Source organism: Azospirillum sp. P4_B5, from assembly GCF_056402275.1.
Genome location: NZ_JBFUHT010000019.1, coordinates 85,048 through 107,283 on the forward strand (window position 1 = coordinate 85,048; position 22,236 = coordinate 107,283).

Annotated in this window: 27 protein-coding genes; 18 read left to right on the plus strand and 9 right to left on the minus strand. The window is 67.2% G+C overall.

Annotation, left to right across the window (positions count from 1 at the left end):
- Nucleotides 1-76 precede the first annotated feature (76 nt).
- Nucleotides 77-775, plus strand: coding sequence for a rhomboid family intramembrane serine protease (locus AC1DVI_RS16595; RefSeq protein ID WP_476958896.1), 699 nt, complete (start codon nucleotides 77-79; stop codon nucleotides 773-775).
- A 77-nt stretch (nucleotides 776-852) separates the two neighbouring features.
- Complete coding sequence (locus AC1DVI_RS16600) at nucleotides 853-1,737, plus strand: S-methyl-5'-thioadenosine phosphorylase (RefSeq protein WP_476958897.1); 885 nt, start codon at nucleotides 853-855, stop codon at nucleotides 1,735-1,737.
- Here AC1DVI_RS16600 and AC1DVI_RS16605 read toward each other — a convergent pair.
- Nucleotides 1,712-2,113, minus strand: coding sequence for a hypothetical protein (locus AC1DVI_RS16605; protein ID WP_476958898.1), 402 nt, complete (start codon nucleotides 2,111-2,113; stop codon nucleotides 1,712-1,714). The two genes, AC1DVI_RS16600 and AC1DVI_RS16605, sit on opposite strands and share 26 nt — an antisense overlap.
- A gap of 110 nt (nucleotides 2,114-2,223) precedes the next feature.
- Complete coding sequence (locus AC1DVI_RS16610; protein ID WP_476958899.1) at nucleotides 2,224-3,144, minus strand: pseudouridine-5'-phosphate glycosidase; 921 nt, start codon at nucleotides 3,142-3,144, stop codon at nucleotides 2,224-2,226.
- A gap of 149 nt (nucleotides 3,145-3,293) precedes the next feature.
- Here AC1DVI_RS16610 and AC1DVI_RS16615 point away from each other — a divergent pair, with 149 nt between their 5' ends.
- From AC1DVI_RS16615 to AC1DVI_RS16625, 3 genes are all read left to right on the plus strand, one after another.
- Complete coding sequence (locus AC1DVI_RS16615; protein ID WP_476958900.1) at nucleotides 3,294-4,283, plus strand: ligase-associated DNA damage response exonuclease; 990 nt, start codon at nucleotides 3,294-3,296, stop codon at nucleotides 4,281-4,283.
- Nucleotides 4,280-5,857, plus strand: a complete 1,578-nt coding sequence (locus AC1DVI_RS16620; protein ID WP_476958901.1) for a cisplatin damage response ATP-dependent DNA ligase — start codon at nucleotides 4,280-4,282, stop codon at nucleotides 5,855-5,857. Before AC1DVI_RS16615 ends, AC1DVI_RS16620 begins: the two co-directional genes overlap by 4 nt.
- Nucleotides 5,858-5,988: 131 nt before the next feature.
- Complete coding sequence (locus AC1DVI_RS16625) at nucleotides 5,989-6,762, plus strand: hypothetical protein (RefSeq protein WP_476958902.1); 774 nt, start codon at nucleotides 5,989-5,991, stop codon at nucleotides 6,760-6,762.
- Nucleotides 6,763-6,777: 15 nt separating this feature from the next.
- Here AC1DVI_RS16625 and AC1DVI_RS16630 read toward each other — a convergent pair whose 3' ends face one another.
- The 5 genes from AC1DVI_RS16630 to AC1DVI_RS16650 form a co-directional block, all read right to left on the minus strand.
- On the minus strand, nucleotides 6,778-7,227 hold the full coding sequence (locus AC1DVI_RS16630; protein ID WP_476958903.1) for a GNAT family N-acetyltransferase: 450 nt from the start codon (nucleotides 7,225-7,227) through the stop codon (nucleotides 6,778-6,780).
- 8 nt (nucleotides 7,228-7,235) lie between these two features.
- Entirely contained in the window at nucleotides 7,236-7,700 is a 465-nt protein-coding gene (locus tag AC1DVI_RS16635) for a DUF488 domain-containing protein (RefSeq protein ID WP_476958904.1), read from the minus strand.
- Nucleotides 7,697-8,116 (minus strand): hypothetical protein, encoded by a 420-nt coding sequence (locus AC1DVI_RS16640; protein ID WP_476958905.1) that lies wholly within the window; start codon nucleotides 8,114-8,116, stop codon nucleotides 7,697-7,699. The genes AC1DVI_RS16635 and AC1DVI_RS16640 overlap by 4 nt, the downstream gene beginning before the upstream one ends.
- Before the next feature lie 80 nt (nucleotides 8,117-8,196).
- The gene (locus AC1DVI_RS16645; protein WP_476958906.1) at nucleotides 8,197-8,619 is read right to left on the minus strand and encodes a hypothetical protein; all 423 of its coding nucleotides are present in this window, start codon (nucleotides 8,617-8,619) and stop codon (nucleotides 8,197-8,199) included.
- A gap of 113 nt (nucleotides 8,620-8,732) precedes the next feature.
- Complete coding sequence (locus AC1DVI_RS16650) at nucleotides 8,733-9,245, minus strand: YciE/YciF ferroxidase family protein (protein ID WP_145625942.1); 513 nt, start codon at nucleotides 9,243-9,245, stop codon at nucleotides 8,733-8,735.
- A gap of 127 nt (nucleotides 9,246-9,372) precedes the next feature.
- On the opposite strand from AC1DVI_RS16650, the gene AC1DVI_RS16655 reads away from it, so the two are divergent.
- A complete protein-coding gene (locus AC1DVI_RS16655) occupies nucleotides 9,373-9,615 on the plus strand; it encodes a DUF6898 family protein (protein WP_476958907.1) in 243 nt (80 codons plus the stop codon).
- 327 nt (nucleotides 9,616-9,942) lie between these two features.
- Entirely contained in the window at nucleotides 9,943-10,254 is a 312-nt protein-coding gene (locus AC1DVI_RS16660) for a hypothetical protein (protein WP_476958908.1), read from the plus strand.
- Between the two features lie 144 nt (nucleotides 10,255-10,398).
- Here AC1DVI_RS16660 and AC1DVI_RS16665 read toward each other — a convergent pair whose 3' ends face one another.
- On the minus strand, nucleotides 10,399-10,842 hold the full coding sequence (locus AC1DVI_RS16665; RefSeq protein WP_014240726.1) for a Ros/MucR family transcriptional regulator: 444 nt from the start codon (nucleotides 10,840-10,842) through the stop codon (nucleotides 10,399-10,401).
- A gap of 539 nt (nucleotides 10,843-11,381) precedes the next feature.
- Between AC1DVI_RS16665 and rpiB the strand changes: the two genes are divergently transcribed.
- From rpiB to AC1DVI_RS16720, 11 genes are all read left to right on the plus strand, one after another.
- Complete coding sequence (gene rpiB, locus AC1DVI_RS16670; protein WP_014240729.1) at nucleotides 11,382-11,813, plus strand: ribose 5-phosphate isomerase B; 432 nt, start codon at nucleotides 11,382-11,384, stop codon at nucleotides 11,811-11,813.
- Between the two features lie 54 nt (nucleotides 11,814-11,867).
- On the plus strand, nucleotides 11,868-13,178 hold the full coding sequence (glyA, locus tag AC1DVI_RS16675; RefSeq protein WP_476958909.1) for a serine hydroxymethyltransferase: 1,311 nt from the start codon (nucleotides 11,868-11,870) through the stop codon (nucleotides 13,176-13,178).
- Between the two features lie 32 nt (nucleotides 13,179-13,210).
- Entirely contained in the window at nucleotides 13,211-13,675 is a 465-nt protein-coding gene (gene nrdR / locus AC1DVI_RS16680; protein ID WP_014240731.1) for a transcriptional regulator NrdR, read from the plus strand.
- Between the two features lie 17 nt (nucleotides 13,676-13,692).
- On the plus strand, nucleotides 13,693-14,811 hold the full coding sequence (gene ribD, locus AC1DVI_RS16685) for a bifunctional diaminohydroxyphosphoribosylaminopyrimidine deaminase/5-amino-6-(5-phosphoribosylamino)uracil reductase RibD (protein ID WP_476958910.1): 1,119 nt from the start codon (nucleotides 13,693-13,695) through the stop codon (nucleotides 14,809-14,811).
- A 113-nt stretch (nucleotides 14,812-14,924) separates the two neighbouring features.
- Nucleotides 14,925-15,512: a riboflavin synthase gene (locus AC1DVI_RS16690; protein WP_476958911.1), complete on the plus strand. Its 588-nt coding sequence runs from the start codon at nucleotides 14,925-14,927 to the stop codon at nucleotides 15,510-15,512.
- Nucleotides 15,509-16,633, plus strand: a complete 1,125-nt coding sequence (gene ribB / locus AC1DVI_RS16695) for a 3,4-dihydroxy-2-butanone-4-phosphate synthase (protein WP_476958912.1) — start codon at nucleotides 15,509-15,511, stop codon at nucleotides 16,631-16,633. Before AC1DVI_RS16690 ends, ribB begins: the two co-directional genes overlap by 4 nt.
- Nucleotides 16,623-17,120: a 6,7-dimethyl-8-ribityllumazine synthase gene (locus AC1DVI_RS16700; RefSeq protein WP_476958913.1), complete on the plus strand. Its 498-nt coding sequence runs from the start codon at nucleotides 16,623-16,625 to the stop codon at nucleotides 17,118-17,120. Before ribB ends, AC1DVI_RS16700 begins: the two co-directional genes overlap by 11 nt.
- A gap of 33 nt (nucleotides 17,121-17,153) precedes the next feature.
- Nucleotides 17,154-17,726 (plus strand): transcription antitermination factor NusB, encoded by a 573-nt coding sequence (gene nusB, locus AC1DVI_RS16705; protein ID WP_476958914.1) that lies wholly within the window; start codon nucleotides 17,154-17,156, stop codon nucleotides 17,724-17,726.
- Nucleotides 17,704-18,723: a thiamine-phosphate kinase gene (gene thiL, locus AC1DVI_RS16710; RefSeq protein WP_476958915.1), complete on the plus strand. Its 1,020-nt coding sequence runs from the start codon at nucleotides 17,704-17,706 to the stop codon at nucleotides 18,721-18,723. The genes nusB and thiL overlap by 23 nt, the downstream gene beginning before the upstream one ends.
- A gap of 83 nt (nucleotides 18,724-18,806) precedes the next feature.
- Entirely contained in the window at nucleotides 18,807-19,271 is a 465-nt protein-coding gene (locus AC1DVI_RS16715; protein ID WP_149163530.1) for a hypothetical protein, read from the plus strand.
- Nucleotides 19,272-19,476: 205 nt separating this feature from the next.
- Nucleotides 19,477-21,579 (plus strand): sodium-translocating pyrophosphatase, encoded by a 2,103-nt coding sequence (locus tag AC1DVI_RS16720; protein WP_476958916.1) that lies wholly within the window; start codon nucleotides 19,477-19,479, stop codon nucleotides 21,577-21,579.
- Nucleotides 21,580-21,664: 85 nt separating this feature from the next.
- Here AC1DVI_RS16720 and AC1DVI_RS16725 read toward each other — a convergent pair whose 3' ends face one another.
- Nucleotides 21,665-22,132: an outer membrane protein assembly factor BamE gene (locus AC1DVI_RS16725; RefSeq protein WP_476958917.1), complete on the minus strand. Its 468-nt coding sequence runs from the start codon at nucleotides 22,130-22,132 to the stop codon at nucleotides 21,665-21,667.
- Nucleotides 22,133-22,236: the final 104 nt, after the last annotated feature.

The following is a 22,236-nucleotide window of genomic DNA, read 5'->3' on the forward strand; positions in this document are numbered from 1 at the left end:
CGGCGCAAGAGCCCCCATATCGAGCAAGGATGAAGGCCGCGCCGCCAAGGCTCCGGCCATCGGCGAAGGGGGAGCGGTGCGCGCTGCCAGAAGGATTCCCTACGTCAACCAGGGCATCGTCATGGCCTGCACGCTGGCCTTCGTGCTGGGCCTGCCGCCGGAAACCCTTGCCTTCGTTCCCGCCTATTTCTTCGGAACGGTGGAAGTGGCTGGGCCGCTGCCGACCTGGGCGGTGTGGCGCGGGCTGTTCGGCCATGTCCTGATCCACAGCGACATCGTGCATCTGGTCAGCAACATGCTGGCGCTCTGGGCCTTCGGCGGTGCTGTCGAGCTGGCGATGGGCAGCCTGCGCTACCTGCTGTTCTTCCTGCTGTGCGCCGCGGCTGGGGCCATGGTGGAGGGGGCCTTGGCCGTCGATCTCATGGCGCCGCTGGTCGGGGCGAGCGGGGCGATCTGCGGGGTGATGGGGGCTTTTCTGCTGCTGCACCCGCAGGCGACGCTCGGCGTGACGCCGGGGCCGCGCGTTCCCGCCTCCTTCGTCGTGGGCAGCTTCCTGGCGATCAACGTGGCGATGACGCTGATGCCGCCGGCTCCGGACTCCGCCATGGGCGACGTGGCCTGGGCGGCCCATCTCGGCGGGTTCGGCGCGGGGATGGCGCTGGTCGCCCTGTTCCGCCGTCCCGGCGTGGCGCTGTGGAGCGTCGCGCGCCTCGGCACCGCGGCGAAGGCCGCCGTTTATCTGACCCTGGTCGTGGTTCTGCTGCGCACGTTGTGACCCTTGCCGCCGTGACCGTTGCCTTTGCGAGGCCGGGGCGGAATACTGCGCCCTCCCATTGACGGAGGCATGTGACTATGGCGCAAACCGGGTCCGCGCCGGTGCTCGGCGTGATCGGCGGCAGCGGCGTCTACGACATCGACGGCTTGGAGAACCAGCGCTGGGTGAAGGTGGAAACGCCCTTCGGCGACCCGTCGGACGAGTTGCTGACGGGCGAGTTGAGCGGGCAGAGGCTGGTCTTCCTGCCGCGCCATGGCCGCGGTCACCGCATCCCGCCGTCCGAGTTGAACTTCCGCGCCAACATCCATGCGCTGAAGGCGCTGGGCGTGACCGAGATCCTGTCGGTTTCCGCCGTCGGCTCGCTGAAGGAACACTTGCCGCCGGGCACCTTCGTGGTGATCGACCAGTTCATCGACCGCACCTTCGCCCGCAACAAGAGCTTCTTCGGCACCGGTCTGGTGGCGCATGTGGCGCTGGGCCATCCGGTTTGCGGGCGGCTGGGCGACCTGATCGAAGAGGCGCTTGTGGAACTGAAGGTCCCGCACCAGCGCGGCGGTACCTACATGGTCATGGAAGGCCCGCAGTTCTCGACCAAGGCCGAATCCGAGCTGTACCGGAGCTGGGGCTGCGACGTGATCGGCATGACCAACATGCCCGAGGCCAAACTCGCCCGCGAGGCGGAGATGTGCTACGCGACCGTCGCCATGGTCACCGACTTCGACTGCTGGCATCCGGATCATGACCACGTCACCGTGGACGCCGTCATCCGGGTGGTGGTCGCCAACGCCGGCAAGGCCCGGTCGCTGGTCAAGACGCTCGCGCCGAAGCTCCAGGTGCGCGACGGGCTGTGCGCCCAGGGCTGCCACACCGCGCTCGACCACGCGATCATGACCGCGCCGGACAAGCGGGACCCGGAGATGCTGAAGGCGCTCGACGTCATCCTCGCCCGCGCGCTCGGCTGAGGGCGCCAATGGGAAAAGCCGCGGGACCCGGCGTGCGTCCGGGTAACTCGTCGTAATCGCTGATGTCGATCAGGCCGAAGATCGAGGCGGTTCCCGAGGCGTCCAGGTCGCAGGTGATGACCCGGCCGGCGAACTCGACGGAGGTGAAGAACACCTCCGGCAGTTCCATGCTGTCGAGGTCGGCGGACACCGCGCATTCGATCTCGTGGACGAGGCGGGAGGAGAGGGAGCTTCGCAATTTCGCCGCCTGGGAAGCCCAGACGATTTTCCTGACCCGCGCAGCCGGGCGGTTATCGAGTTCGCCGATGCCCTCGTCGGGCTGGGCGGCCATGGCGATCATCCGGGAAACCAGGTTCGACGGGCTGGGCGCACGCATAGAGACCTCCGCTGAAGAACGAGCGCAGATTCACCCGGCGTCAGTTAACGGGGACTTAAATCCGGACGTCACGGATGGCTTACCTCTTATGCGCAATGGCCTATGACCTATCACGCCGTCAGCGCGGCGTAAGCCGCCGCCAGCCGCGCCGCGATGATGGCGTTGTTTCGGATCAACGCCATGTTCGCGGTCAGGCTGCGCCCGCCGGTGATTCGCTCAAGCGCCGCGAGGAGAAAAGGCGTGACGGATTTTCCCGAGATTCCATGATGTTCCGCATCCCTTAGGGCCTGAGCGATGGCCTGCTCCATGGCGCCGCCGTCAAGCGCGTCGGCCTCCGGGATGGGGTTGGCGAGGACGACGCCACCCTCCAGCCCAAGCTCCCATTTGGCCCGCAGGATGGCCGCGACCTCGTGCACGTTGTCACAGCGATGAGAGACAGGCAGACCAGAGTTGCGGCTGTAGAAGGCCGGAAACGCGTCGGTGCCCAGCCCCAGGACGGGGACACCGCGGGTCTCCAGCACCTCCAGCGTCTTCGGCAGGTCGAGAATCGACTTAGCACCCGCACACACGACGCAGACGCTGGTGCGGGCCAGCTCGTCGAGGTCGGCCGACACGTCGAAACTGGTTTCGGCGCCGCGGTGCACCCCGCCCAGGCCGCCGGTGGCGAAGACGGCGATCCCGGCCAGCCTTGCGGCGATCATCGTGGCGGCCACCGTGGTGGCGCCCGGCACCCCGGTCGCCAGAGCGACGGGCAGGTCGCGGCGGCTCAGCTTCATGACACCGGTGCCGCCCTTGGCGAGCCGTTCCAGGGACTCGGCGTCCAGCCCGACGCGTATGCGCCCGTCGAGGACGGCGACGGTGGCGGGCACCGCCCCCTCGGCCCGCACCGCGTCCTCCAGCGCCGTCGCCGTCTCCAGATTCTTCGGGTAGGGCATGCCGTGGGAGATGACGGTGGATTCCAGCGCCACCACGGGCCGGCCCTCGGCCAGGGCGGCGGCGACCTCGGGCGTTGGGGACAGGCGGTCGTGCATGGTCGGAACCTCCCTCGTTCTCCCGCATCCTGCGCTGTGGTTCGCGCCGGCGCAACCGGGGGAATCGGAATTTTGTCCTTTCGCGGGGACGGCCTATATTGCAGGGCATGCCTGCACAAAGCTCCTCCCGCCCCCCCGCCGAACGTTGGATGAAGGTCTGCCCCGAGGGACTCTACGTCGAGCCTGGCGGCTTTTACGTGGACCCGCTGCGTCCGGTGGAACGCGCGGTCGTCACCCACGGCCATTCCGACCACGCCCGGCCCGGCCACGCCCATGTGCTCGCCACCGCCGGGACGCTCGCCATCATTCGGCAACGGCTGGGTGAGGGGGCGGGTGCCGCGACGCAGACGCTCGATTACGGCGAGGCGATCCGCATCGGCGACGTGACGGTGCGGCTGGTCCCGGCCGGCCATGTGCTGGGCAGCGCGCAGGTGGTGCTGGAGCATGCCGGCACGCGGGTGGTGGTGTCCGGCGACTACAAGCGCCGCTTCGACCGCACCTGCGCCCCGTTCGAGCCGGTGCCCTGCGACGTCTTCATCACCGAGGCGACCTTCGGCCTGCCGGTCTTCCGCCATCCCCCGGACCTGGGGGAGATCGACAAGCTGCTGCATTCGCTGTTGATCTTTCCGGAGCGCAGCCATGTCGTTGGGGCCTACGCGCTTGGCAAATGCCAGCGGGTGATCTCGCTGCTGCGCGCTGCCGGATACGACCGGCCGATCTACCTGCACGGCGCTTTGGAGCCGATCTGCAAGCTCTACGAGGGTTTCGGCGTGTCTCTGGGCGAGCTTCGCCCGGCCACCGTCGCGGCCAAGGAGGAGCTGAAGGGCGCCCTGGTACTGGCCCCGCCGGGCGCGGTGGCCGACCGCTGGGCGCGGCGGCTGACCGACCCGGTGGTGGCGATGGCCTCCGGCTGGATGCGGGTGCGGCAGCGGGCGCGCCAGCGCGGCGTCGAACTGCCGCTGGTCATCTCCGACCACGCCGATTGGGACGAGCTGACCCAGACGCTCGACGAGGTCGCCGCGCCCGAGGTCTGGGTGACCCACGGCCGGGAGGAGGCGCTGGTCCACCACGCGACCCAGCGCGGCATCCGCGCTCGTGCCCTGGCCATGGTTGGCTTCGAGGAGGAGGAAGGGGCGTGAAGAACTTCTCCTCGCTGATCGACGGGCTGGTCTTCATGCCGGCGCGCAATGGGAAGATCCGCCTGCTGGCCGACTTCTTCGCCACCACGCCGGACCCCGACCGCGGCTGGGCGCTGGCGGCCCTGACGGAATCGCTGGTCTTCCACGAGGCCAAACCGGCGGCCATCCGGCAGCTGGTCGCCACCCGCGTCGATCCTGAGCTGTTCGCCCTGTCCTACGACTATGTGGGCGACCTCGCCGAGACGGTGGCCCTGATCTGGCCGGATCGCCCGGATCGGGCGAACAGCCTGCCGCCCTCCATGACCGAGGTGGTGGAGACGCTGCGCGCGGCCAAGCGTGGGCAGGTGATGGGGCTGGTGGAGGGTTGGCTCGACACGCTGGATTCCTCCGGTCGCTTCGCGCTGCTGAAGCTCATCACCGGCAGCCTGCGGGTGGGCGTGTCGGCGCGGCTGGCCAAGACGGCGCTGGCGGAGTGGGGAAAGGTCGATCTCGGCGACCTTGAGGAATGCTGGCATGGGCTGACCCCGCCCTATGCAGACCTCTTTGCCTGGCTGGAAGGGAAGTCCGACCGTCCGGCGGCGGGGAAGGGGGCGGGCTTCCGCCCGCTGATGCTCTCCCACCCGCTGGAGGAGGAGGACATGGCCGGGCTCGACCCGGCCGACTACGCCGCGGAATGGAAATGGGACGGCATCCGCGTGCAGTTGGCGGCCCGCGGCGGCGAGCGGCGCATCTACAGCCGCACCGGTGACGACGTGTCCGGCGCCTTTCCCGACATCGCGGACCACATGAATTTCGACGCCGTGCTGGACGGCGAACTGCTGGTCGCCCGCGACGAGGGGCAAATCGCGCCCTTCAACGATCTCCAACAGCGGCTGAACCGCAAGACGGTCACCGCGGCGATGCTCAAGGAGTTTCCCGCCTGGGTGCGGCTCTACGACATCCTGTTCGACGGCGAGGAGGATCTGCGCGGCCTGCCCCTCACCGAACGCCGCGCCCGGCTGGAGCGCTGGCACGACGCGGTGCGGCCCCGGCGTATGGACCTGTCGCCGCTGGTGCCCTTCGCGGGCTGGGAGGCGCTGAAGGGGCTGCGCGAGGGCAGCCGGGAGAACAGCATCGAAGGGTTGATGCTGAAGCGGAAGGACAGCGTCTACATCGCCGGGCGCCCCAAGGGACCCTGGTTCAAGTGGAAACGCGGGGCGCTGACGCTCGACACCGTGCTGATGTACGCCCAGCGCGGGCACGGCAAGCGGTCCAGCTATTATTCGGACTTCACCTTCGGTGTCTGGCGCGGCGAGGAACTGGTGCCGGTCGGCAAGGCCTATTTCGGCTTCACCGACGCCGAGCTGGTGGAACTCGACCGCTGGGTGCGCAACCGCACGACCCGGCGTTATGGCCCGGTGCGGGAAGTCGAGCCGGGGCTGGTGCTGGAGGTCGCCTTCGACAGCGTGCACCCGTCGAACCGCCACAAGAGCGGTCTAGCGATGCGCTTTCCCCGAGTCCACCGCATCCGCTGGGACAAGCCGGCGGCAGAGGCCGACCGGCTGGAAACGCTCCAGGCTATGGTCGTCGGCTAGGGCGACGGGCCATGCGGGGGCGCTTCTTCCATTTTGAACCGGGTCCGCGTTGACGCCGACGGGATGGCGCGTAGTCTTCTGCAACCGTTCGCTGCGGTCGAGCGGGAAGACATCAAGCCGGAGACCTGACCATGCCGTTCGCCGCCGCTCCCGAGTTCAAGAAGCACAAGGCGAAGTGCGAGGCCGAGGCGAAGAAGATCCCCAATTCGGGCGACGCCCTGGCGGTGGTGAAAAAGTCCGGTGATGTGGAGAAGGCCGCCGCGGCCTGGGACAAGGCCTACAAGGCCGGGGACGCCAAGGCGCTGCGCGCCGCGCTGGCCGATCTGCTCCAGGCGACCAAGATTTTCCGGGCGAAGCTCAGCGCGGTTATCGTCAAGGCGCAGAAGGCGAAGAACGAGGGCGCCGTCGAAGTGGCGGCCGACATGCTGGGCGGCGCCATGAACGTCGAGCAGATGGCCCAGCTGGAAACCCTGTCAGCGCTGAAGAAGCTGGAAAAGGCCGGCAGCGGCAAAGAGATGCCGGCCACCACCTTCTTCGCCGACTGGACGGCTGCCAAGAAGATGTTCGAGGCGCTGACCGGCAAGAAGAAGCCGGCCGAGGGCTTCCTGCTCGCCTTCCGGGCGTCGAGCGGTCTGGAAAAGGCGACGAAAGCGCTGGACGCCGCCACCCGGGCCAACGACGTCGATGCCCTGCAGAAGGCGATCAAGGGGTTCGAGAAGACCGGCAGCGAGTATTTTGCGACCGTGAAGAAGAAGGCCAAGGTCTCCGTCGCGGCCGACGACACCGACATCCCGGACGAGTCGGAGGAGGCCTTCAACTATGATCAGGCGCTGGCGATCCTGCTCAAGAACCTGAACGTCATCCGCAAGGAAGCCGGCGACATTCTGGCCGATGCCAGGAAATAAACAGGGTGTTCCGCCCTAACGGCTCAGCCGCATGTCGATGTGGTCGATGCCGACATCGTCGTAAATGTCGCTGACGCGCCGGAAGCCGAAGCCGCCGTAAAAACGCTCCAAGTAAAGCTGCGCGCTGATCTGCACGTCGTGCTCCGGCCAGTCCCGTCCCAGCCGTTCCAGGCATTCGGTGACCAGGCGGCGGCCCAACGCCTTGCCGCGCCACGCCGGAGCGACCGCCAGACGCCCGAAGGAGGTCGCGCCGGTCTCGGCATCCGAGCCGAAAATGCGGGCGTAGCCCACGGGCTTCGGTGCGTCGCCGTCATACAGCGCCAGATGCTGCGCCACCGGGTCGCGTCCGTCGAGGTCGGGGAAGGGCGAGGCCTGTTCCACCACCAGCACGCACTGGCGGAGGTGGAGCATGTCGTGGAAGGTGCCGGCGGACAGATCGGCAAAGCGGTACCAACGGGAATGCATGTCAGCCTCTAGAAGGAGACGTCGGTGGGGTTCAGATGCTCCACCGTGAAGCCGAAACGGCTGTGAAGCAGTTCGCCGACGCGGAGTCGGTGGCAGAGGTGCGGCGACGCCTCGAAGCAGAGCAGGCAGGCCGGCTTTTCTCGCGCCAGGGCTGCGGCGCGGCTGAGGTCATGCTCCGCTTCCGGCGTCTGCATCTTCGCTTCGACGATGGACCAGAAGCGGTCCAGGTCACCCTGGTGAGCGGCGACGCGGCCCTCCTTCGGCGTGCCCAGCCCCTTCAGATGGACGTAGCCGATCCCGGCCTCCTCCAACCCCGCTGACAGCGGCCGCTTGGAAAAGCCGGCGCGGCGGGACAAGGGCAACTCGCGCACGTCGAGCAGGACGCCGACGCCCTGCGCCTTCAACGCGCGCAGTACGGAGTCGAAGGAGGCGCCTTCATAACCAATGGTGTAGAGCGGCGGGGGGGCGCTCATGACGGGGAGGGCAGGGCGTTGCGGATCATGTACTCCCCGATGTCCTTCGGCTTCACCTTGACGTCGGTGAGCGGCTCGTCGGCGGACATGGCCTTGGCGACCAGAAGGCTGTTCTGCACGTTGGTCAAGGTGATGCGAAAGACGCCCGAGGCACCCTTGAGCTTCGGGTAATAAGTCGGATCGATGACCTTTTCCTTGCGCAACAGGCGCTCGATCACCGCCGCTTCCTCAAGGTCCGGCACCTCCTGGCTGTGGATCAGGCGCCAGTCGCCTTCGCCCGCCCAGCCGGCGTCGATGGCGGCCTTGGCCTCGTCCGTGTCGGTGGCCACGCCCAGTTTGAAGACGTGCTTCCCCTGTCCGACGTCGGACGCCCATTTCGTCAGCGCGGCGCTGCGCGCCACATAAACCACGGCCATTCTCGCGTTTCCTTACCGGTCAGGCAGCCATGCTGCCGCGAAGTGGCCGATGAGGCAACCGCCGGAAGGAGGGGGACGCGTCAGGGGAAGGAGGATTGCCGGGCCAGCGGGGTGATGAGGATGCGGCTGACCACGTCCTTGCCGAACAGCTTGACGCTCTCCTCGTCGATCTTGCGGCGCAGGGCGGGCATGTTGGCGATGTTGCCGCGCACGATCCATCCCTCTTCGATTCCCAGATAGACCGCGCGCAGCGTGGCGTCGTGCAGACGCGGGATGGCGACCTGGACTTCACCGAGCCGGGTGGCGTTGGCCACCTCCAGCATCACCTCGATCTGGGTGTAGCGCTCCACCTGCCCGCGGGTGACGATGGGGACCATCACCGGCTTGATGCGGACGGAGGGCGGCAGGGCCGCTGGCCCTTCCGCCGCTTGGGCCACCGTGCCCGAACCGGCAAGGGTGGCGGCGACCAGAAGGGCACCGAGGACGAATGCGACCCTGCGCATGGACGGGCACCGGAAAAATCGATTGGATGGCCCCGATAGTAGGGGGTCACTCTTCGATCTTCAATGGCGTCCGCTGTAACAAGAGATTCGGCTTATGACTTGGCGTGCCGTCGTCAGGCCGCCTTCTGCCCGCTGGCCTGGATCGCTTTTTTGTTCACGTCGTTGATTGCCAGAATGTTCAGCTTCTTGTCGGTTTCCTTCTCTTCGTTCAGAGTCTGCTCCAACAGCTCCGCCACCTTGGTGAGGCCGCAGGCGGTGGCGTAAGCGTGGACGGTGCCGTAGCTGGCGATTTCGTAATGCTCCACTTTCTGGGCGGCGGCGATCAGGGCGGCGTCCTGCACTTCCGGGGCGAGGCCCATTTCCATGATCTCGCGGGCCTCGCTGATCAGCCCCTCCATCGCGTCGCAATGCTTGCCGCGAGTGCGGGTGTCCAACTCCTCGAAGACCTGCTCAAGCCGTTCGATCTGGCCGCGGGTTTCCTCCAGGTGGGACTCGAAGGCCGCGCGGAGCTTCTCGGAATGCGCCGCCTTGGCCAGCTTCGGCAACGCCTTGGTGAGCTGCTTCTCGGCGTGGTAGATGTCGCGAAGTTCTTCGATCAGCAGATCCTGCATGGTCTTGGCAGCCATGGTGCCGGTACTCCCTTGCTGTGTGCGTCGTCCGCCAACAACAGGACGTCGCAGACGGGGTTCCGGGACGGTTGCGCTGTGCTAAGGTGGTAACGGGACCGGCGAAGGCCGGCGATGGAGAAATGCGATGGTGGGCAATCGGGCGCCTGGAAAAGGCCAGACCGCTGGAAACGGCACAGGAAGCGGTCTCGGCGAGGTGCTGTTCGAGTTCCAGAGGGTCGGCAGCTATCTGAAGGTGATGGCCATCGATCCCGTCACCGCGACGGAGGTGTCGGTCGTCGGGCCGGCCACCGGCAGTCTGGAGCTGCTGAAGCGGACCGCGATCAGCAAGCTCCAGTTCGTCATGAAGCGCGACGCCGTGAAACGCTGATCGGGTTTTGCGAATACTGACGCCAAGAAGCGCGCCCTCCCGGCGGGGCGGGGGGCGCGGCTAGTCTTGGCTTCTGCTGATGGTGAGCACTGACATCCCGGTGCGGGACCTGCGGAACCGGTCCGGGGGTGAACTGCTCAAATCCGACTCTAGACCTATGCCACGCCGTGGGCACTGGTGCATCGGATGTAACGCCTGTAGAACCCCTTCCACGAACGAACGGACCTCCGTGCTTCCTGGACGGTGCTTTCCAGGTGCGGTGGTCCTGGCCGAATGCGGAGGGAGACGATCGGAATGCGTTGCGTGACGGTCTTGCGGAGAATGCCCGTGCTGTTGAAAGATATCCTGAAGCCGGCGGCCACGCTGCTGGTGCTGGCCGTAGCGCTGCAAAGCCCGGCGGCATGGTCGGAGACCACCATCATCTGCACGAAGCCCGGCGTTCCGCTTTGCATGGGCGACACCACGACCTTCGTAAGCGCGGACAAGATGGCCAGCTGCCAGTTCGAGGTGAAGGAGTACGTGGACAAGACCATGGACTATCTGCGCTGCCTGAACGAGGAGAACACCAGCACAGGGCAGGAACTGACCCGCAACGTGGAACGATTCAATTGCCGCCTGTCTGGCCGCAACTGTGGGTGAGGAGCGGCGCCGGCGGGTTCGGCAAAGCCCGTCCGCGCCACGGTCCGAGTGATCCAGGGCCGATAGGGACATGAAGGCGAAACGACACAGGGCCGGCTTCCCTTGCGGGAGGCCGGCCCTGTTCGTTCAGGACGGTGCTGGCGCTCAGCCGGCCTTGCGGCGGGTCTGGCGGCCGGAGCTGCGGCCGAGGCCGATCCGCTTCGCGAACTCGGAGCGCTGCGCCGCGTAGTTCGGCGCAACCATCGGATAATCCGGCGGCAGGCTCCAGCGCGCCCGGTATTCGTCCGGCGACATGTTGTAGGTGGAGCGCAGATGGCGCTTCAGCATCTTCAGCTTTTTGCCGTCTTCCAGGCAGACGATGTATTCGGGCGTCACCGACTTGCGGATCGGCACGGCGGGCTTCAGGGGCTCCGAAGGAATTTCTCGGGGCTGCGTGTTCAGCCCGGTCAGCGACGAGTAGACCGTGTTGATCACCTCGGGAATCTGCTGCGCCGGCAGAACGTTCTTGCTGACATATGCGGAGACGATGTCCGCGGTCATCCGCAGAAGCTCGTTATCGGGCACATCGGCGCGAAGCTGGTCACTCATTGCCATTAGTCCTGATTTTTCATTTTGTCCCTAGCAACCAAGTTGCACAGCGTGATTTGGGTGTCAATATAATTTCGAGAGGAGCGAATTAAGTTATTTGCAAACTGCATGAAGTTACAAGGCGTGGCAAATCAGATGTCGCAGGAAATGGCCGGGCTGCGGCTGCACTGCCCCACGTTTAGGCATCGTCTAGTGCGGGGAAGCTAGGCAAGACCATGGGAATCGGGCACCGCAACTGACCGATTCGTGGTGTGAGACCGAATCGGTCGACCTGCTTACTGGCCGTTAACGTCAACGGTGGCGGGAAATAGAGAAACATTTGTTCTCGGCATGCATCACCGATCCGCTCCCCTTCGCCGCGCCGACGACTGGCATTCCCCCCTTTTTGCGGTTCTGTGTCCGGCGCAAAGCCCCTGTGCGTTGTGTCCTTCTGGTGGTTCGGGGCGATATCTGGTAGCTTGCGCGCCATGCCGCCGTCCCCGCCGGGTGTTTCTCCCCGGGCCGGCGCCATTCGTATTCGTGCACGGAGTTTTTCTTTCATGACCACCATCGCGATCGCGTCCGACCACGCGGGGTACGAGATGAAGGCCCAGATCGCCTCCTGGCTGGCCGGCGCCGGCTACGAGGTGCTGGACCTCGGCTGCAACGGTCCGGAATCGGTGGACTATCCGGATTTCGCCACGGCGCTGGCCGGCGCCATCAACGACAAGCGCGCGGCGCGCGGCGTCTTGATCTGCGGCAGCGGCATCGGTATCAGCATCGCGGCGAACCGCCATCCGGGCATCCGTGCCGCCCTGGTGCACGACGTGACGACCGCTCGCCTCGCGCGTCAGCACAACGACGCGAACGTGGTGGCTCTGGGCGCGCGCATCATCGGCGCGGAGATCGCGAAGGACTGCGTGGACGCCTTCCTGACGACCGATTTCGAAGGCGGTGAGCGGCACAGCCGGCGAATCGCCAAGATGGGTTGAGACGGCCCTTCATCCGGCCCGTGACTGCTTTCTGAACCAAGGACCTGCCCTGCCATGACCGTGACCAACGCCGACCCCCGCGCCGAGATCGGCCGCTTCTTCGCCGCCTCGCTCGCCGAGACCGATCCCGAACTGGCCCGCGCGGTGCGCGACGAGCTGGTCCGCCAGCAGGAGCAGATCGAGCTGATCGCGTCCGAGAACATCGTCTCCCAGGCGGTGCTGGAGGCCCAGGGCTCGGTCATGACCAACAAGTACGCCGAAGGCTATCCGGGCCGGCGCTACTATGGCGGTTGCGAGTATGTGGATGTCGCCGAGACGCTGGCGATCGAGCGCGCCTGCAAGCTGTTCGGCTGCGGCTTCGCCAACGTCCAGCCGAACTCCGGGTCGCAGGCCAACCAGGCGGTCAATCTCGCCCTGCTCCAGCCGGGCGACACCATCCTCGGCATGTCGCTGGCGGCCGGCGGCCACCTGACCCACGGCGCCGCCCCGAACCTGTCGGGCAAGTGGTTCAAGGCCGTGCAGTACGGCGTGCGCCGCGACGACCACCTGATCGACTTCGACGAGGTCGAGCGTCTGGCCCGCGAGCACAAGCCGAAGCTGATCATCGCCGGCGGCTCGGCCTATCCGCGCGTCCTCGACTACCAGCGCTTCCGCGCCATCGCGGACGAGGTCGGCGCCTACTTCATGGTGGACATCGCCCACTATGCCGGCCTGATCGCCGGCGGCGTCTACCCGAACCCGTTCCCCTACGCCGACGTGGTCACCACCACCACCCACAAGACGTTGCGCGGCCCGCGCGGCGGCATGGTGCTGACCAACAGCGAGGAGATCGCCAAGAAGATCAACTCGGCGGTCTTCCCCGGCCTGCAGGGCGGCCCGCTGATGCACGTCATCGCCGCCAAGGCGGTGTCCTTCGCCGAGGCGCTGCGTCCGGAGTTCAAGGCCTACGCCAAGAGCGTCCTGGACAACGCCCGTGCCCTGTCGAAGGTGCTGATCGAGGGCGGTCTGGACATCGTGTCCGGCGGCACCGACAGCCACATCGTGCTGGTCGACCTGCGCCCGAAGAACCTGACCGGCAAGGCCGCCGAGGCGAGCCTGGAGCACGCCGGCATGACCTGCAACAAGAACGGCGTGCCGTTCGACCCGCAGAAGCCGATGGTCACCTCCGGCGTCCGTCTGGGCAGCCCGGCGGCCACCACCCGCGGCTTCGGCGTGGCCGAGTTCGAGCAGGTCGGCCGCCTGATCGTCGAGACGCTGGACGGTCTGGCCGCCAGCAACTCCGGCGACAACGCGGCGGTCGAGGCGAAGGTGCGGGAGGAGGTGCGCGAGCTGTGCCGCCGCTTCCCCATCTACCCGACCCTGTAATCATCAAGACCGACTAAGGGGAAAGGCCGGACATGCGCTGCCCGTTCTGCGGACACGAGGACACCCAGGTCAAGGACTCGCGACCGACCGAGGACAACTCGGCAATCCGCAGGCGGCGGTTCTGCCCCAGTTGCAGCGCGCGCTTCACCACTTTCGAGCGCGTCCAGCTTCGTGAGCTGACCGTGGTGAAGAGCACCGGCCAGCGGGAGCCTTTCGACCGCGAAAAGCTCCTGCGCTCCATGCGCATCGCCCTGCGCAAGCGCCCGATCGACGCCGACCGCATCGACCGGGTGGTCAACAGCCTGGTGCGCCAGCTCGAATCCTCCGGCGAGAGCGAGATCCCGTCGAAGCAGATCGGCGAGATGATCATGGTGGCGCTCCAGACGCTCGATCAGGTCGCCTACATCCGCTACGCCTCGGTCTACAAGGACTTCCGCGAGGCGTCGGACTTCAACGAGTTCGTCGAGCAGCTCGCTCCCGAAGCCCAGAACGGGTGAGGGGGCGGGCGGCGCCCATGGCGAAGCAAGCCATCCATCCCGACGATCTCCGCCACATGCGGGCCGCCCTGGCTCTGGCGGCGCGCGGGCTCGGCAACACATGGCCGAACCCGGCGGTGGGCTGCGTCATCGTGCGCGACGGTGTGGTGGTCGGGCGCGGCTGGACCCAACCGGGCGGACGGCCCCACGCCGAGACGGAAGCCCTGGCCCGCGCCGGTGGTGCTGCGCGCGGCGCGACCGCCTATGTGACGCTGGAGCCCTGCAACCATTACGGGAAAACTCCGCCCTGCGCTCTGGCGCTGGTGGAGGCCGGGGTGGCGCGGGTGGTGGTGGCCTGCGGCGATCCCGACCCGCGGGTTGCCGGCGGCGGCCTGGAGCGGCTGCGCGCCGCCGGGATCGCGGTGGACACCGGCGTCTGCGAGGACGCGGCCTGGACGCTCAACGAGGGCTTTTTCCGGCGCATCCAGGACGAACGCCCACTCTATACACTCAAGGCGGCGACGACGCTGGACGGGCGCATCGCCACCCACAGCGGCCAGTCGCAATGGATCACCGGTCCGACGGCGCGGGCCTGGGGGCACCGGCTGCGCGCCACCCACGACGCGATCATGATCGGCATCCGCACCGCCCTGGCCGACGATCCGGAACTCACCTGCCGCCTGCCGGGGTTGGCCCATCGTTCGCCCGTGCGCATCGTGGTGGACAGCCGGCTGCGCCTGCCGTTGACCGGGAAACTGGCCGTGGGCGCGCGCTCCATACCGACCTGGGTCATCACGCGCGAGGATGCGGACCCGAGCCGCCTGGCCGTCTTCGAGGATTGCGGACTCGAGGTGATCCGCGTGCCCGCCGACTCCGCCGGCCTGCCGGATCTGGCCGTGGCGAGCGTCGCCCTGGCCAGCCGCGGCCTGACCCGGGTGCTGGTGGAGGGGGGAGCCACGCTGGCGGCCTCGCTGTTGCGTGCCAATCTGGTGGACCGGCTGGAGTGGTTCCGCGCGGCCTCGGTCATGGGTGGCGACGGGCTGCCGGCGGTCCACGCCTTCGGGGTGGACGGGCTGGAGCGCATGGCGCGGTTCCGCCGCACCGACCTGCGTCCGGCCGGGGACGACCTCGTGGAAAGCTACGTCCGCCGCGGGTGAGCGGCGCCGGTTTGCAGGACGTCCGGCACCGTGCCGGGCGCAACAGTCCGTTGCGTGGCACGCTGTGCGGATGAATCTTTCACACGATTGAAAACCTGCTAAATTGCCGGCCCATGTTCACCGGAATCATCACCGATGTTGGGCGCGTTCGGGCCGTGGAACGGCAGGGCGACACCCGGTTCACCGTCGAGACCGTCTTCGCTATGGAGACGGTTCCCATCGGCGCGTCCATCGCCAACAACGGCGTCTGTCTGACCGTGGTCGAGAAGGGGCCGGGCTGGTTCGCCGTGCAGGCGTCCGCCGAGACCCTGTCGAAGACGACGCTGGGCGGCTGGGCCGAGGGCACGCGCGTCAATCTGGAGCGCGCGCTCAAGGTCGGCGACGAGCTGGGCGGACACATCGTGTCCGGCCATGTCGACGGCGTCGCCTCCGTCGTCGAGGTCCGCGCCGACGGCGAGTCGAAGCGCTTCACCTTCGAGGCGCCGGCCACCCTGGCGAAATACATCGCCCCGAAGGGGTCGGTGGCGCTGGACGGCGTGTCGCTGACGGTGAACGAGGTCGATGGCGCGCGCTTCGGCGTGAACATCATCCCGCACACCCAGGACGCGACCACCTTCGGCGCGCTGAAGGCCGGGGACCGGGTCAACCTGGAAATCGATATGCTCGCGCGGTATGTGGCGCGGCTGGCAGGGCAGGAATGACGTCCGAGTTTCACGAGTATCTGTCGCGCCCCGAGGAGATCCTCGAGGAGGCGCGCCAGGGCAAGATGTTCATCCTCGTCGATGACGAGGACCGCGAGAACGAAGGCGATCTGGTCATCCCGGCCCAGTGCGCGACCCCCGAGGCCGTGAACTTCATGGCCAAGTACGGGCGCGGCCTGATCTGCCTCGCCATGGACCAGAACCACATCGAGCGGCTGCGCCTGCCGCTGATGGCGCAGCAGAACGGCACCCGCCACCAGACCGCCTTCACCGTCTCCATCGAGGCGCGCGAGGGTGTGACGACCGGAATTTCGGCCGCCGACCGCGCCCGCACCATCCAGGTCGCCATCGACCCGGCGGCCGGGCCGGACGCCATCGTGACGCCGGGCCACGTCTTCCCGCTGCTCGCCCGCGACGGCGGCGTGCTGGTCCGCGCCGGCCACACGGAGGCCTCGGTGGACATCGCCCGCATGGCCGGGATGTCCGCGGCGGGCGTGATCTGCGAGATCATGAACGACGACGGCACCATGGCCCGCCTGCCGGATCTGGTGAAGTTCGCGCAGTTCCACGGGCTGAAGGTGGGCACCATCGCCGACCTGATCGCCTACCGCCGCCGCACCGAGACGATCGTGGAGCAGAAGCTGGCGGCGACGCTGGACAGCCGCTTCGGCGGGCGTTTCCAGATGTACGTCTACGTCAACAAGGTGGCCTACGCGGAGCACATCGCGCTGGTGCGCGGCGACATCTCCGGCGACGAGCCGGTGCTGGTGCGCATGCACGCCCTGTCGGTGCTGGACGACGTCCTGGGCGACCGGAGCGCCGCGCGCGACGGGGAACTCCAGGCTTCCATGGAGATGATCGCGCGCGAGGGCCGCGGCGTGATCGTCCTGCTGCGCGAGCCGATGGCGAACAGCCTCACGGAATCGGTCAAAGCGCGGCTGGAAGGCCACGAGAACCCGACCCCCGCCCTACGGGATTATGGCGTCGGCGCGCAGATCCTGCTGGACCTGGGCGTGCGTGACATGGTTCTGCTGTCGAACCGCAAGAAGTCCATCATCGGGCTGGAGGGGTACGGCCTGACCGTGCTCGGCCACCGCCCGATTCCCCTGCATGACCAGTAACCGCCAGCCGAGCGACCCTGAGATGACCGAAAAGCCCCATCTGATGATCGTGGAAGCCCGCTTCTACGAGGACATCGCCGACGAGCTGGTGAAAGGCGCCATCGCCGAGATCGAGAAGGACGGCGCCACCTACCAGCGCGTCTCGGTCCCGGGGTGCCTGGAGATTCCGGCGGCGATCCTGTACGCCCTGCGTTCCATGGACTTCTTCACGGCGCGCAAGCGCTTCGACGGCTATGTCGGGCTGGGCTGCGTGATCCGCGGCGAGACCACCCATTACGACATCGTCTGCAACGAGAGCGCCCGCGGTCTCCAGGACCTCGCGCTGCGCTACGCGCTGGCCATCGGCAACGGCGTGCTGACGGTGGAGAACCGCGAGCAGGCTTGGGCGCGGGCCTCCGTCACGGCCAAGAACAAGGGCGGTTTCGCGGCGCGCGCCTGCCTTGACATGATCGAACTCAAGCGCCAATTCCGCCTCTATCCGCGGTGACCCCGCGGTGCAATTCCTGACAGACTGAGCATCATGAGCAACGACGACGCGGCTGGCCGCGCGAAACAGAAGCGCGGCTCCCGGAACCGGACGGGTGGCGGATCGGCCAAGGCCCGGCGCAAGGCCGCGCGCCTTGCCGCCGTTCAGGCCCTGTACCAGATCGACCTGAACCAGATCGAACCGACCGGCATCGCCGTGGAATCCGTGATCGGGGAGTTCATCAATCACCGGCTGGGCGAGGAGATCGACGGGGCGAAGTTCGTCTCCGCCGATCCGCAGCTGTTCGCCGACATCGTCCGCGGCGCCGCGCACCGCCGGAGGGAGGTGGATGGCATGCTGGCCTCGGCGCTGGAGCCGCGCTACGCGCTGGACCGGCTGGAACTGCTGATGCGCGCCATCCTGCGGGCCGGTGCCTACGAACTGTTCGTCCACAACGACACGCACCCGCGCATCCTGATCAGTGAGTATGTGGATGTGGCGCACGCCTTCTTCGCGGCGCGCGAGCCGGGCATGGTGAACGGCGTGCTCGACCATGTGGCCCGTGCGCTGCGGCCGGACGAACTGGCCCAGCCGGACCCCAGCCGTGACCAGCCCACAGACCGCTAGGGCAAAGACCGGCAAGCCGCTCGGCGAGTTCGGGCGGATCGACCGATATTTCAGGCCGTTGGCGTCCGGGTTTCCGGGCGCCCGCGGGCTTGCCGACGACGCCGCCGTGTTCGGCGTTCCACCGGACCAGGAACTGGTCGTCACCACGGACGCCATGGTGGCGGGCGTCCACTTCTTTCCCGACGACGCGCCCGGCGACATCGCCGCGAAGCTGCTGCGCACCAACCTGTCGGACCTCGCCGCCATGGGGGCGGCCCCCTATGCCTACACGCTGGTCACCGCCCTGCCAAAGACGGTGGGGGAGGACTGGCTGGCCGGCTTCGCCGCCGGACTGGGCGAGGATCAGGCCCGGTTCGGCATCGCTCTGGCGGGTGGCGACTCGGTTTCGACCACCGGCCCCGTCACCCTGTCGGTGACCGCCTTCGGTCTGGTGCCGAAGGGCGGGGCGGTGCCGCGTTGGGGCGGGCGTCCCGGCGACCGCGTCTATGTCACCGGCAGCATCGGCGACGCGGCGCTTGGCCTGCGGATCGCCTACGGAACGCTGGAGGTGACCGACGACTCGGCGCGCGCCGTACTGCTGGGGCGCCTGCGGCGGCCCGATCCGCGGACCACGCTGGGTCCGCGTCTGGTCGGTCTGGCGACCGGCTGTCTCGACGTGTCCGACGGTCTGGTCGCGGATCTCGGTCATCTCTGCGAGGAATCGGGCTGCGCCGCGGTTCTGGAGTCGGGCTGCGTGCCTTTGTCGGACGCCGCAAGATCGGTGATCGGCGAGGATCCGGTGCGCTTCGCCATGGCGCTCACCGGCGGCGACGATTACGAGTTGCTCTTCACCACCCCTGAGGACGCCGCGTCGGCGCTCGCCGCCCTGTCGGCGGAGACCGGCGTCCCGGTGACCGCCATCGGCCATCTCGTGGAGGGGCCGGCGGGTGACGTCACGGTGACCGATCCGCAAGGACGGAGTCTCGACCTGCCGACTCGCGGTTGGGACCATTTCTGACAACAAGGCGGTCCCGCGACTCCGCTTAACGCAATCGAAAGCAGGGCGGCGCTAGGCTCGATCCGTTCCGTTTCCGGGAAAGGATGGGCGTGATCAAGGCCGTCATATTGCTGGTTTTGGGCCTGCTGCTGCTGGGCGGCGCGGGCTTCGGCGGCTGGATGATCTACAACAAGTATTTCGTCGAGCACGAGGAATCGGCCCCCAAGAAGGAGGAGCCGCCGCCCAAGCCGCCCACCGGCTTCGTCCGCATGGCTCCCTTTGTCGTTCCGGCCATCGGCACGCAGAAGGTCGAGCAGTTCGTGACCGTGGTCGTCACGCTGGAGGTGGTTCTCGACAAGGTTCCCTATGTCCAGGCCCGCCAGCCGCTCGTCTACGACCGCTGCCTGTCGGCCCTCTACGCCGCCGTGGACGACCGGTCGGTGATGACGGGCAACTTGGTCAACATCATTGCCGTAAAAGAAAAACTAGCCGCCGCAGCCGCGAAAGTCGTGGGGGAGGGTGTGGTGCAAAATGTTCTTGTTCAGGTGGTTACACAGCGCAATTTGTAACCGTTCTGAAAAAAGCCTATCCGAAAGTCAGGAGCGCCTCGGCCAAATCGCCGCGCCTATTCGAGCGCAGCGGCTGTTGCATTGTGCCATTCTCTTCGGCATCCTTTTTCGGAACAACTCGCCCGTCATCCACCTTCGTTTGTACGGGTCGTTTTCACGACAAGGCGGTAATCGGGCCCGAAACCATAAGAATTTGGGGGAACCGATGGCAGCAGCGTTCGTCATCATCATCGCCAGCGGCCTGTTGGCCCTGGCGTATGGGTATTACGCGGGCAAGCAAGTCATGGCGGCCTCCGCCGGTTCCGACCGCATGCAGGAGATCGCTGCGGCCGTGCAGGAGGGCGCCCGAGCCTATCTGAATCGCCAGTACACCACCATCGCCATCGCCGGCGTGGTGCTTCTCATCATCCTCGGCGCTTTCCTTGGCCTGCATGTGGCCATCGGCTTCCTGATCGGTTCGGTCCTGTCGGGGGCAGCCGGCTACATCGGGATGAACGTGTCGGTGCGGGCCAACGTGCGCACGGCCCAGGCGGCGACCCAGGGCTTGGCCCCGGCGCTGGACATCGCCTTCAAGGCGGGGGCGATCACCGGCATGCTGGTGGTCGGGCTGGGGCTGCTGGGGGTGGGTGTCTATTACGGCATCCTGACGATGATCTACCGCGTGACCGATCCGATCGAGGTCCGCGCCGTGCTGGAGGCCCTGGTCGCCCTCAGCTTCGGTGCCTCGCTGATCTCCATCTTCGCGCGTCTGGGCGGCGGCATCTTCACCAAGGGGGCCGACGTCGGCGCCGATCTGGTGGGCAAGGTCGAAGCCGGCATTCCGGAGGACGATCCCCGCAACCCCGCGGTGATCGCGGACAATGTGGGCGACAACGTCGGCGACTGCGCTGGGATGGCCGCCGACCTCTTCGAAACCTACGCCGTCACCATCGTCGCCACCATGCTGCTGGCGGCGATTTTCTTTTCGGGCGAGGTGATCCGCCTGCTGCTCGTCTACCCGCTGGTCATCGGCGCCGTCTGCATCGCCGCCTCCGTCGCCGGCACCTTTTTCGTGAAATTGGGCAGCAACAACAACATCATGGCCGCCCTCTACAAGGGGTTGGCGGCGACCGCCGGCATTTCGCTGGTGCTGATCCTGATCGTGACCGCGATCATGTTCGGTTTCACCCGGCCCATCCCCCTGAACGGCGGCGGCTACATCACCGGCGGCAACCTGTTCGTCTCTTCCCTGGTCGGGCTGGGCGTGACCGGTCTGCTGGTGTGGATCACCGAATATTACACGTCCACCGCCTTCCGACCGGTGCGCAGCATCGCCCGCGCATCGGAGACGGGGCATGGCACCAACGTCATCCAGGGGCTGGCCGTCTCGATGGAGGCGACGGCGCTTCCGGTCCTGGTCATCTGCGTCGGCATCATCATCGCCTACGGGCAGGCCGGCGTGTTTGGAATCGGCATCGCCGCAACCACGATGCTTGCGCTGGCCGGCATGGTGGTGGCTCTGGACGCCTACGGGCCGGTGACCGACAACGCGGGAGGCATCGCCGAGATGGCCGACATGCCGAAGGACGTCCGCGTGACGACCGACGCGCTGGATGCGGTCGGCAACACCACCAAGGCGGTGACCAAAGGCTACGCCATCGGTTCCGCCGGACTGGCCGCGCTGGTGCTGTTTTCCGCCTATGTGCAGGATCTGAAACACTATTTCCCGAACGTGACGGTCGAGTTCAGGCTGGACGATCCCTACGTGGTCGTCGGGCTGCTGATCGGCGGTTTGCTGCCCTATCTGTTCGGGGCGATGGGCATGACCGCGGTCGGTCGCGCCGCCGGATCGGTGGTGGTGGAGGTCCGCCGCCAGTTCCGCGAGATCAGCGGCATCATGGAGGGCACCGCGAAGCCCGACTATGGCCGCGCCGTCGACATGCTGACCCGCGCCGCGATCAAGGAAATGATCATCCCGTCGCTGCTGCCGGTGCTGGCGCCGGTGGTCCTGTACCTCGTCATCGCCGCCATCGCCGGTCAGGCCCAGGCCTTCGCCGCTTTGGGCGCCATGCTTCTGGGCACCATCGTGACGGGGATCTTCGTCGCCATCTCGATGACCTCGGGCGGCGGCGCCTGGGACAACGCCAAGAAGTACATCGAGGAGGGGAACCACGGCGGCAAGGGCTCCGACGCGCACAAGGCGGCGGTGACCGGCGACACCGTCGGCGACCCGTACAAGGACACCGCCGGCCCGGCGGTCAATCCGATGATCAAGATCACCAACATCGTGGCGATCCTGCTGCTGGCGATCCTCGCCCAGATTGGTTGACGGGGGATCGGCTGATCCCGGAGCGGCACCAAAAGAAAAGCCCCGCGGAAGCGGGGCTTTTCATGTCTCGGCGTGCCGGTTGGCGTCAGCGGCCGGGGCCGCGGTTGCGCGAATCCTTGGCGGAGAAGCGCCCGACGTTGCCGAGCATCTGTTCCAGGAAGCTCATCTCGCGTCCGGCGGTGGGGGTGCTGCGATCGACGATGTCGATCTGCTGACCGTCGTTGGCGTCGAGTTGCTTCATCTCCGTCACCACGCCTCCATCGTCGAAATGGACGACGACGACGCGGCGCTCCATCACGCTCGGCTGGAAGAAGGCGACCTTCTCCGTCTTCTGACCGATGTAGTACCAGACATTCTGGTCGAAGGTTCCCACGGAGGTCGGCGTGCCGAGGATGTCCGCCACATCCTCCCGTCGCGACTGGCCGGCCTTGATCTCGGCGATGCGGTCGGGGTCCGCCATGTTGCCGCGGGTCGCCACGGTGGGCGAGCACGCGGAGACGGCGAGACCCAGAAAGGCGAAGGCGCACAGCGCCGAAGGAATCGATCTCGTCATGGTGCTCAGGCTATGATGGCGCGGGCGGACCGCCGGACCCTTGCGGCAGGCCGGACTCCGCCCGCAATGCCGGGACAATCGCATCGCGCGGTTTGTCCTGTCAA

What these genes read in the sequence shown, in the direction of transcription:
- AC1DVI_RS16600 (WP_476958897.1), top strand. Translation starts at nt 853, where the DNA reads ATGGCGCAAACCGGGTCCGCGCCGGTGCTCGGCGTGATCGGCGGCAGC.
- AC1DVI_RS16605 (WP_476958898.1), bottom strand. Translation starts at nt 2,113, where the DNA reads ATGCGTGCGCCCAGCCCGTCGAACCTGGTTTCCCGGATGATCGCCATG.
- AC1DVI_RS16610 (WP_476958899.1), bottom strand. Translation starts at nt 3,144, where the DNA reads ATGCACGACCGCCTGTCCCCAACGCCCGAGGTCGCCGCCGCCCTGGCC.
- AC1DVI_RS16615 (WP_476958900.1), top strand. Translation starts at nt 3,294, where the DNA reads ATGAAGGTCTGCCCCGAGGGACTCTACGTCGAGCCTGGCGGCTTTTAC.
- AC1DVI_RS16625 (WP_476958902.1), top strand. Translation starts at nt 5,989, where the DNA reads ATGCCGTTCGCCGCCGCTCCCGAGTTCAAGAAGCACAAGGCGAAGTGC.
- AC1DVI_RS16630 (WP_476958903.1), bottom strand. Translation starts at nt 7,227, where the DNA reads ATGCATTCCCGTTGGTACCGCTTTGCCGATCTGTCCGCCGGCACCTTC.
- AC1DVI_RS16635 (WP_476958904.1), bottom strand. Translation starts at nt 7,700, where the DNA reads ATGAGCGCCCCCCCGCCGCTCTACACCATTGGTTATGAAGGCGCCTCC.
- AC1DVI_RS16640 (WP_476958905.1), bottom strand. Translation starts at nt 8,116, where the DNA reads ATGGCCGTGGTTTATGTGGCGCGCAGCGCCGCGCTGACGAAATGGGCG.
- AC1DVI_RS16645 (WP_476958906.1), bottom strand. Translation starts at nt 8,619, where the DNA reads ATGCGCAGGGTCGCATTCGTCCTCGGTGCCCTTCTGGTCGCCGCCACC.
- AC1DVI_RS16650 (WP_145625942.1), bottom strand. Translation starts at nt 9,245, where the DNA reads ATGGCTGCCAAGACCATGCAGGATCTGCTGATCGAAGAACTTCGCGAC.
- AC1DVI_RS16655 (WP_476958907.1), top strand. Translation starts at nt 9,373, where the DNA reads ATGGTGGGCAATCGGGCGCCTGGAAAAGGCCAGACCGCTGGAAACGGC.
- AC1DVI_RS16665 (WP_014240726.1), bottom strand. Translation starts at nt 10,842, where the DNA reads ATGAGTGACCAGCTTCGCGCCGATGTGCCCGATAACGAGCTTCTGCGG.
- rpiB (WP_014240729.1), top strand. Translation starts at nt 11,382, where the DNA reads ATGACCACCATCGCGATCGCGTCCGACCACGCGGGGTACGAGATGAAG.
- glyA (WP_476958909.1), top strand. Translation starts at nt 11,868, where the DNA reads ATGACCGTGACCAACGCCGACCCCCGCGCCGAGATCGGCCGCTTCTTC.
- nrdR (WP_014240731.1), top strand. Translation starts at nt 13,211, where the DNA reads ATGCGCTGCCCGTTCTGCGGACACGAGGACACCCAGGTCAAGGACTCG.
- ribD (WP_476958910.1), top strand. Translation starts at nt 13,693, where the DNA reads ATGGCGAAGCAAGCCATCCATCCCGACGATCTCCGCCACATGCGGGCC.
- AC1DVI_RS16690 (WP_476958911.1), top strand. Translation starts at nt 14,925, where the DNA reads ATGTTCACCGGAATCATCACCGATGTTGGGCGCGTTCGGGCCGTGGAA.
- ribB (WP_476958912.1), top strand. Translation starts at nt 15,509, where the DNA reads ATGACGTCCGAGTTTCACGAGTATCTGTCGCGCCCCGAGGAGATCCTC.
- AC1DVI_RS16700 (WP_476958913.1), top strand. Translation starts at nt 16,623, where the DNA reads ATGACCAGTAACCGCCAGCCGAGCGACCCTGAGATGACCGAAAAGCCC.
- nusB (WP_476958914.1), top strand. Translation starts at nt 17,154, where the DNA reads ATGAGCAACGACGACGCGGCTGGCCGCGCGAAACAGAAGCGCGGCTCC.
- AC1DVI_RS16715 (WP_149163530.1), top strand. Translation starts at nt 18,807, where the DNA reads ATGGGCGTGATCAAGGCCGTCATATTGCTGGTTTTGGGCCTGCTGCTG.
- AC1DVI_RS16720 (WP_476958916.1), top strand. Translation starts at nt 19,477, where the DNA reads ATGGCAGCAGCGTTCGTCATCATCATCGCCAGCGGCCTGTTGGCCCTG.
- AC1DVI_RS16725 (WP_476958917.1), bottom strand. Translation starts at nt 22,132, where the DNA reads ATGACGAGATCGATTCCTTCGGCGCTGTGCGCCTTCGCCTTTCTGGGT.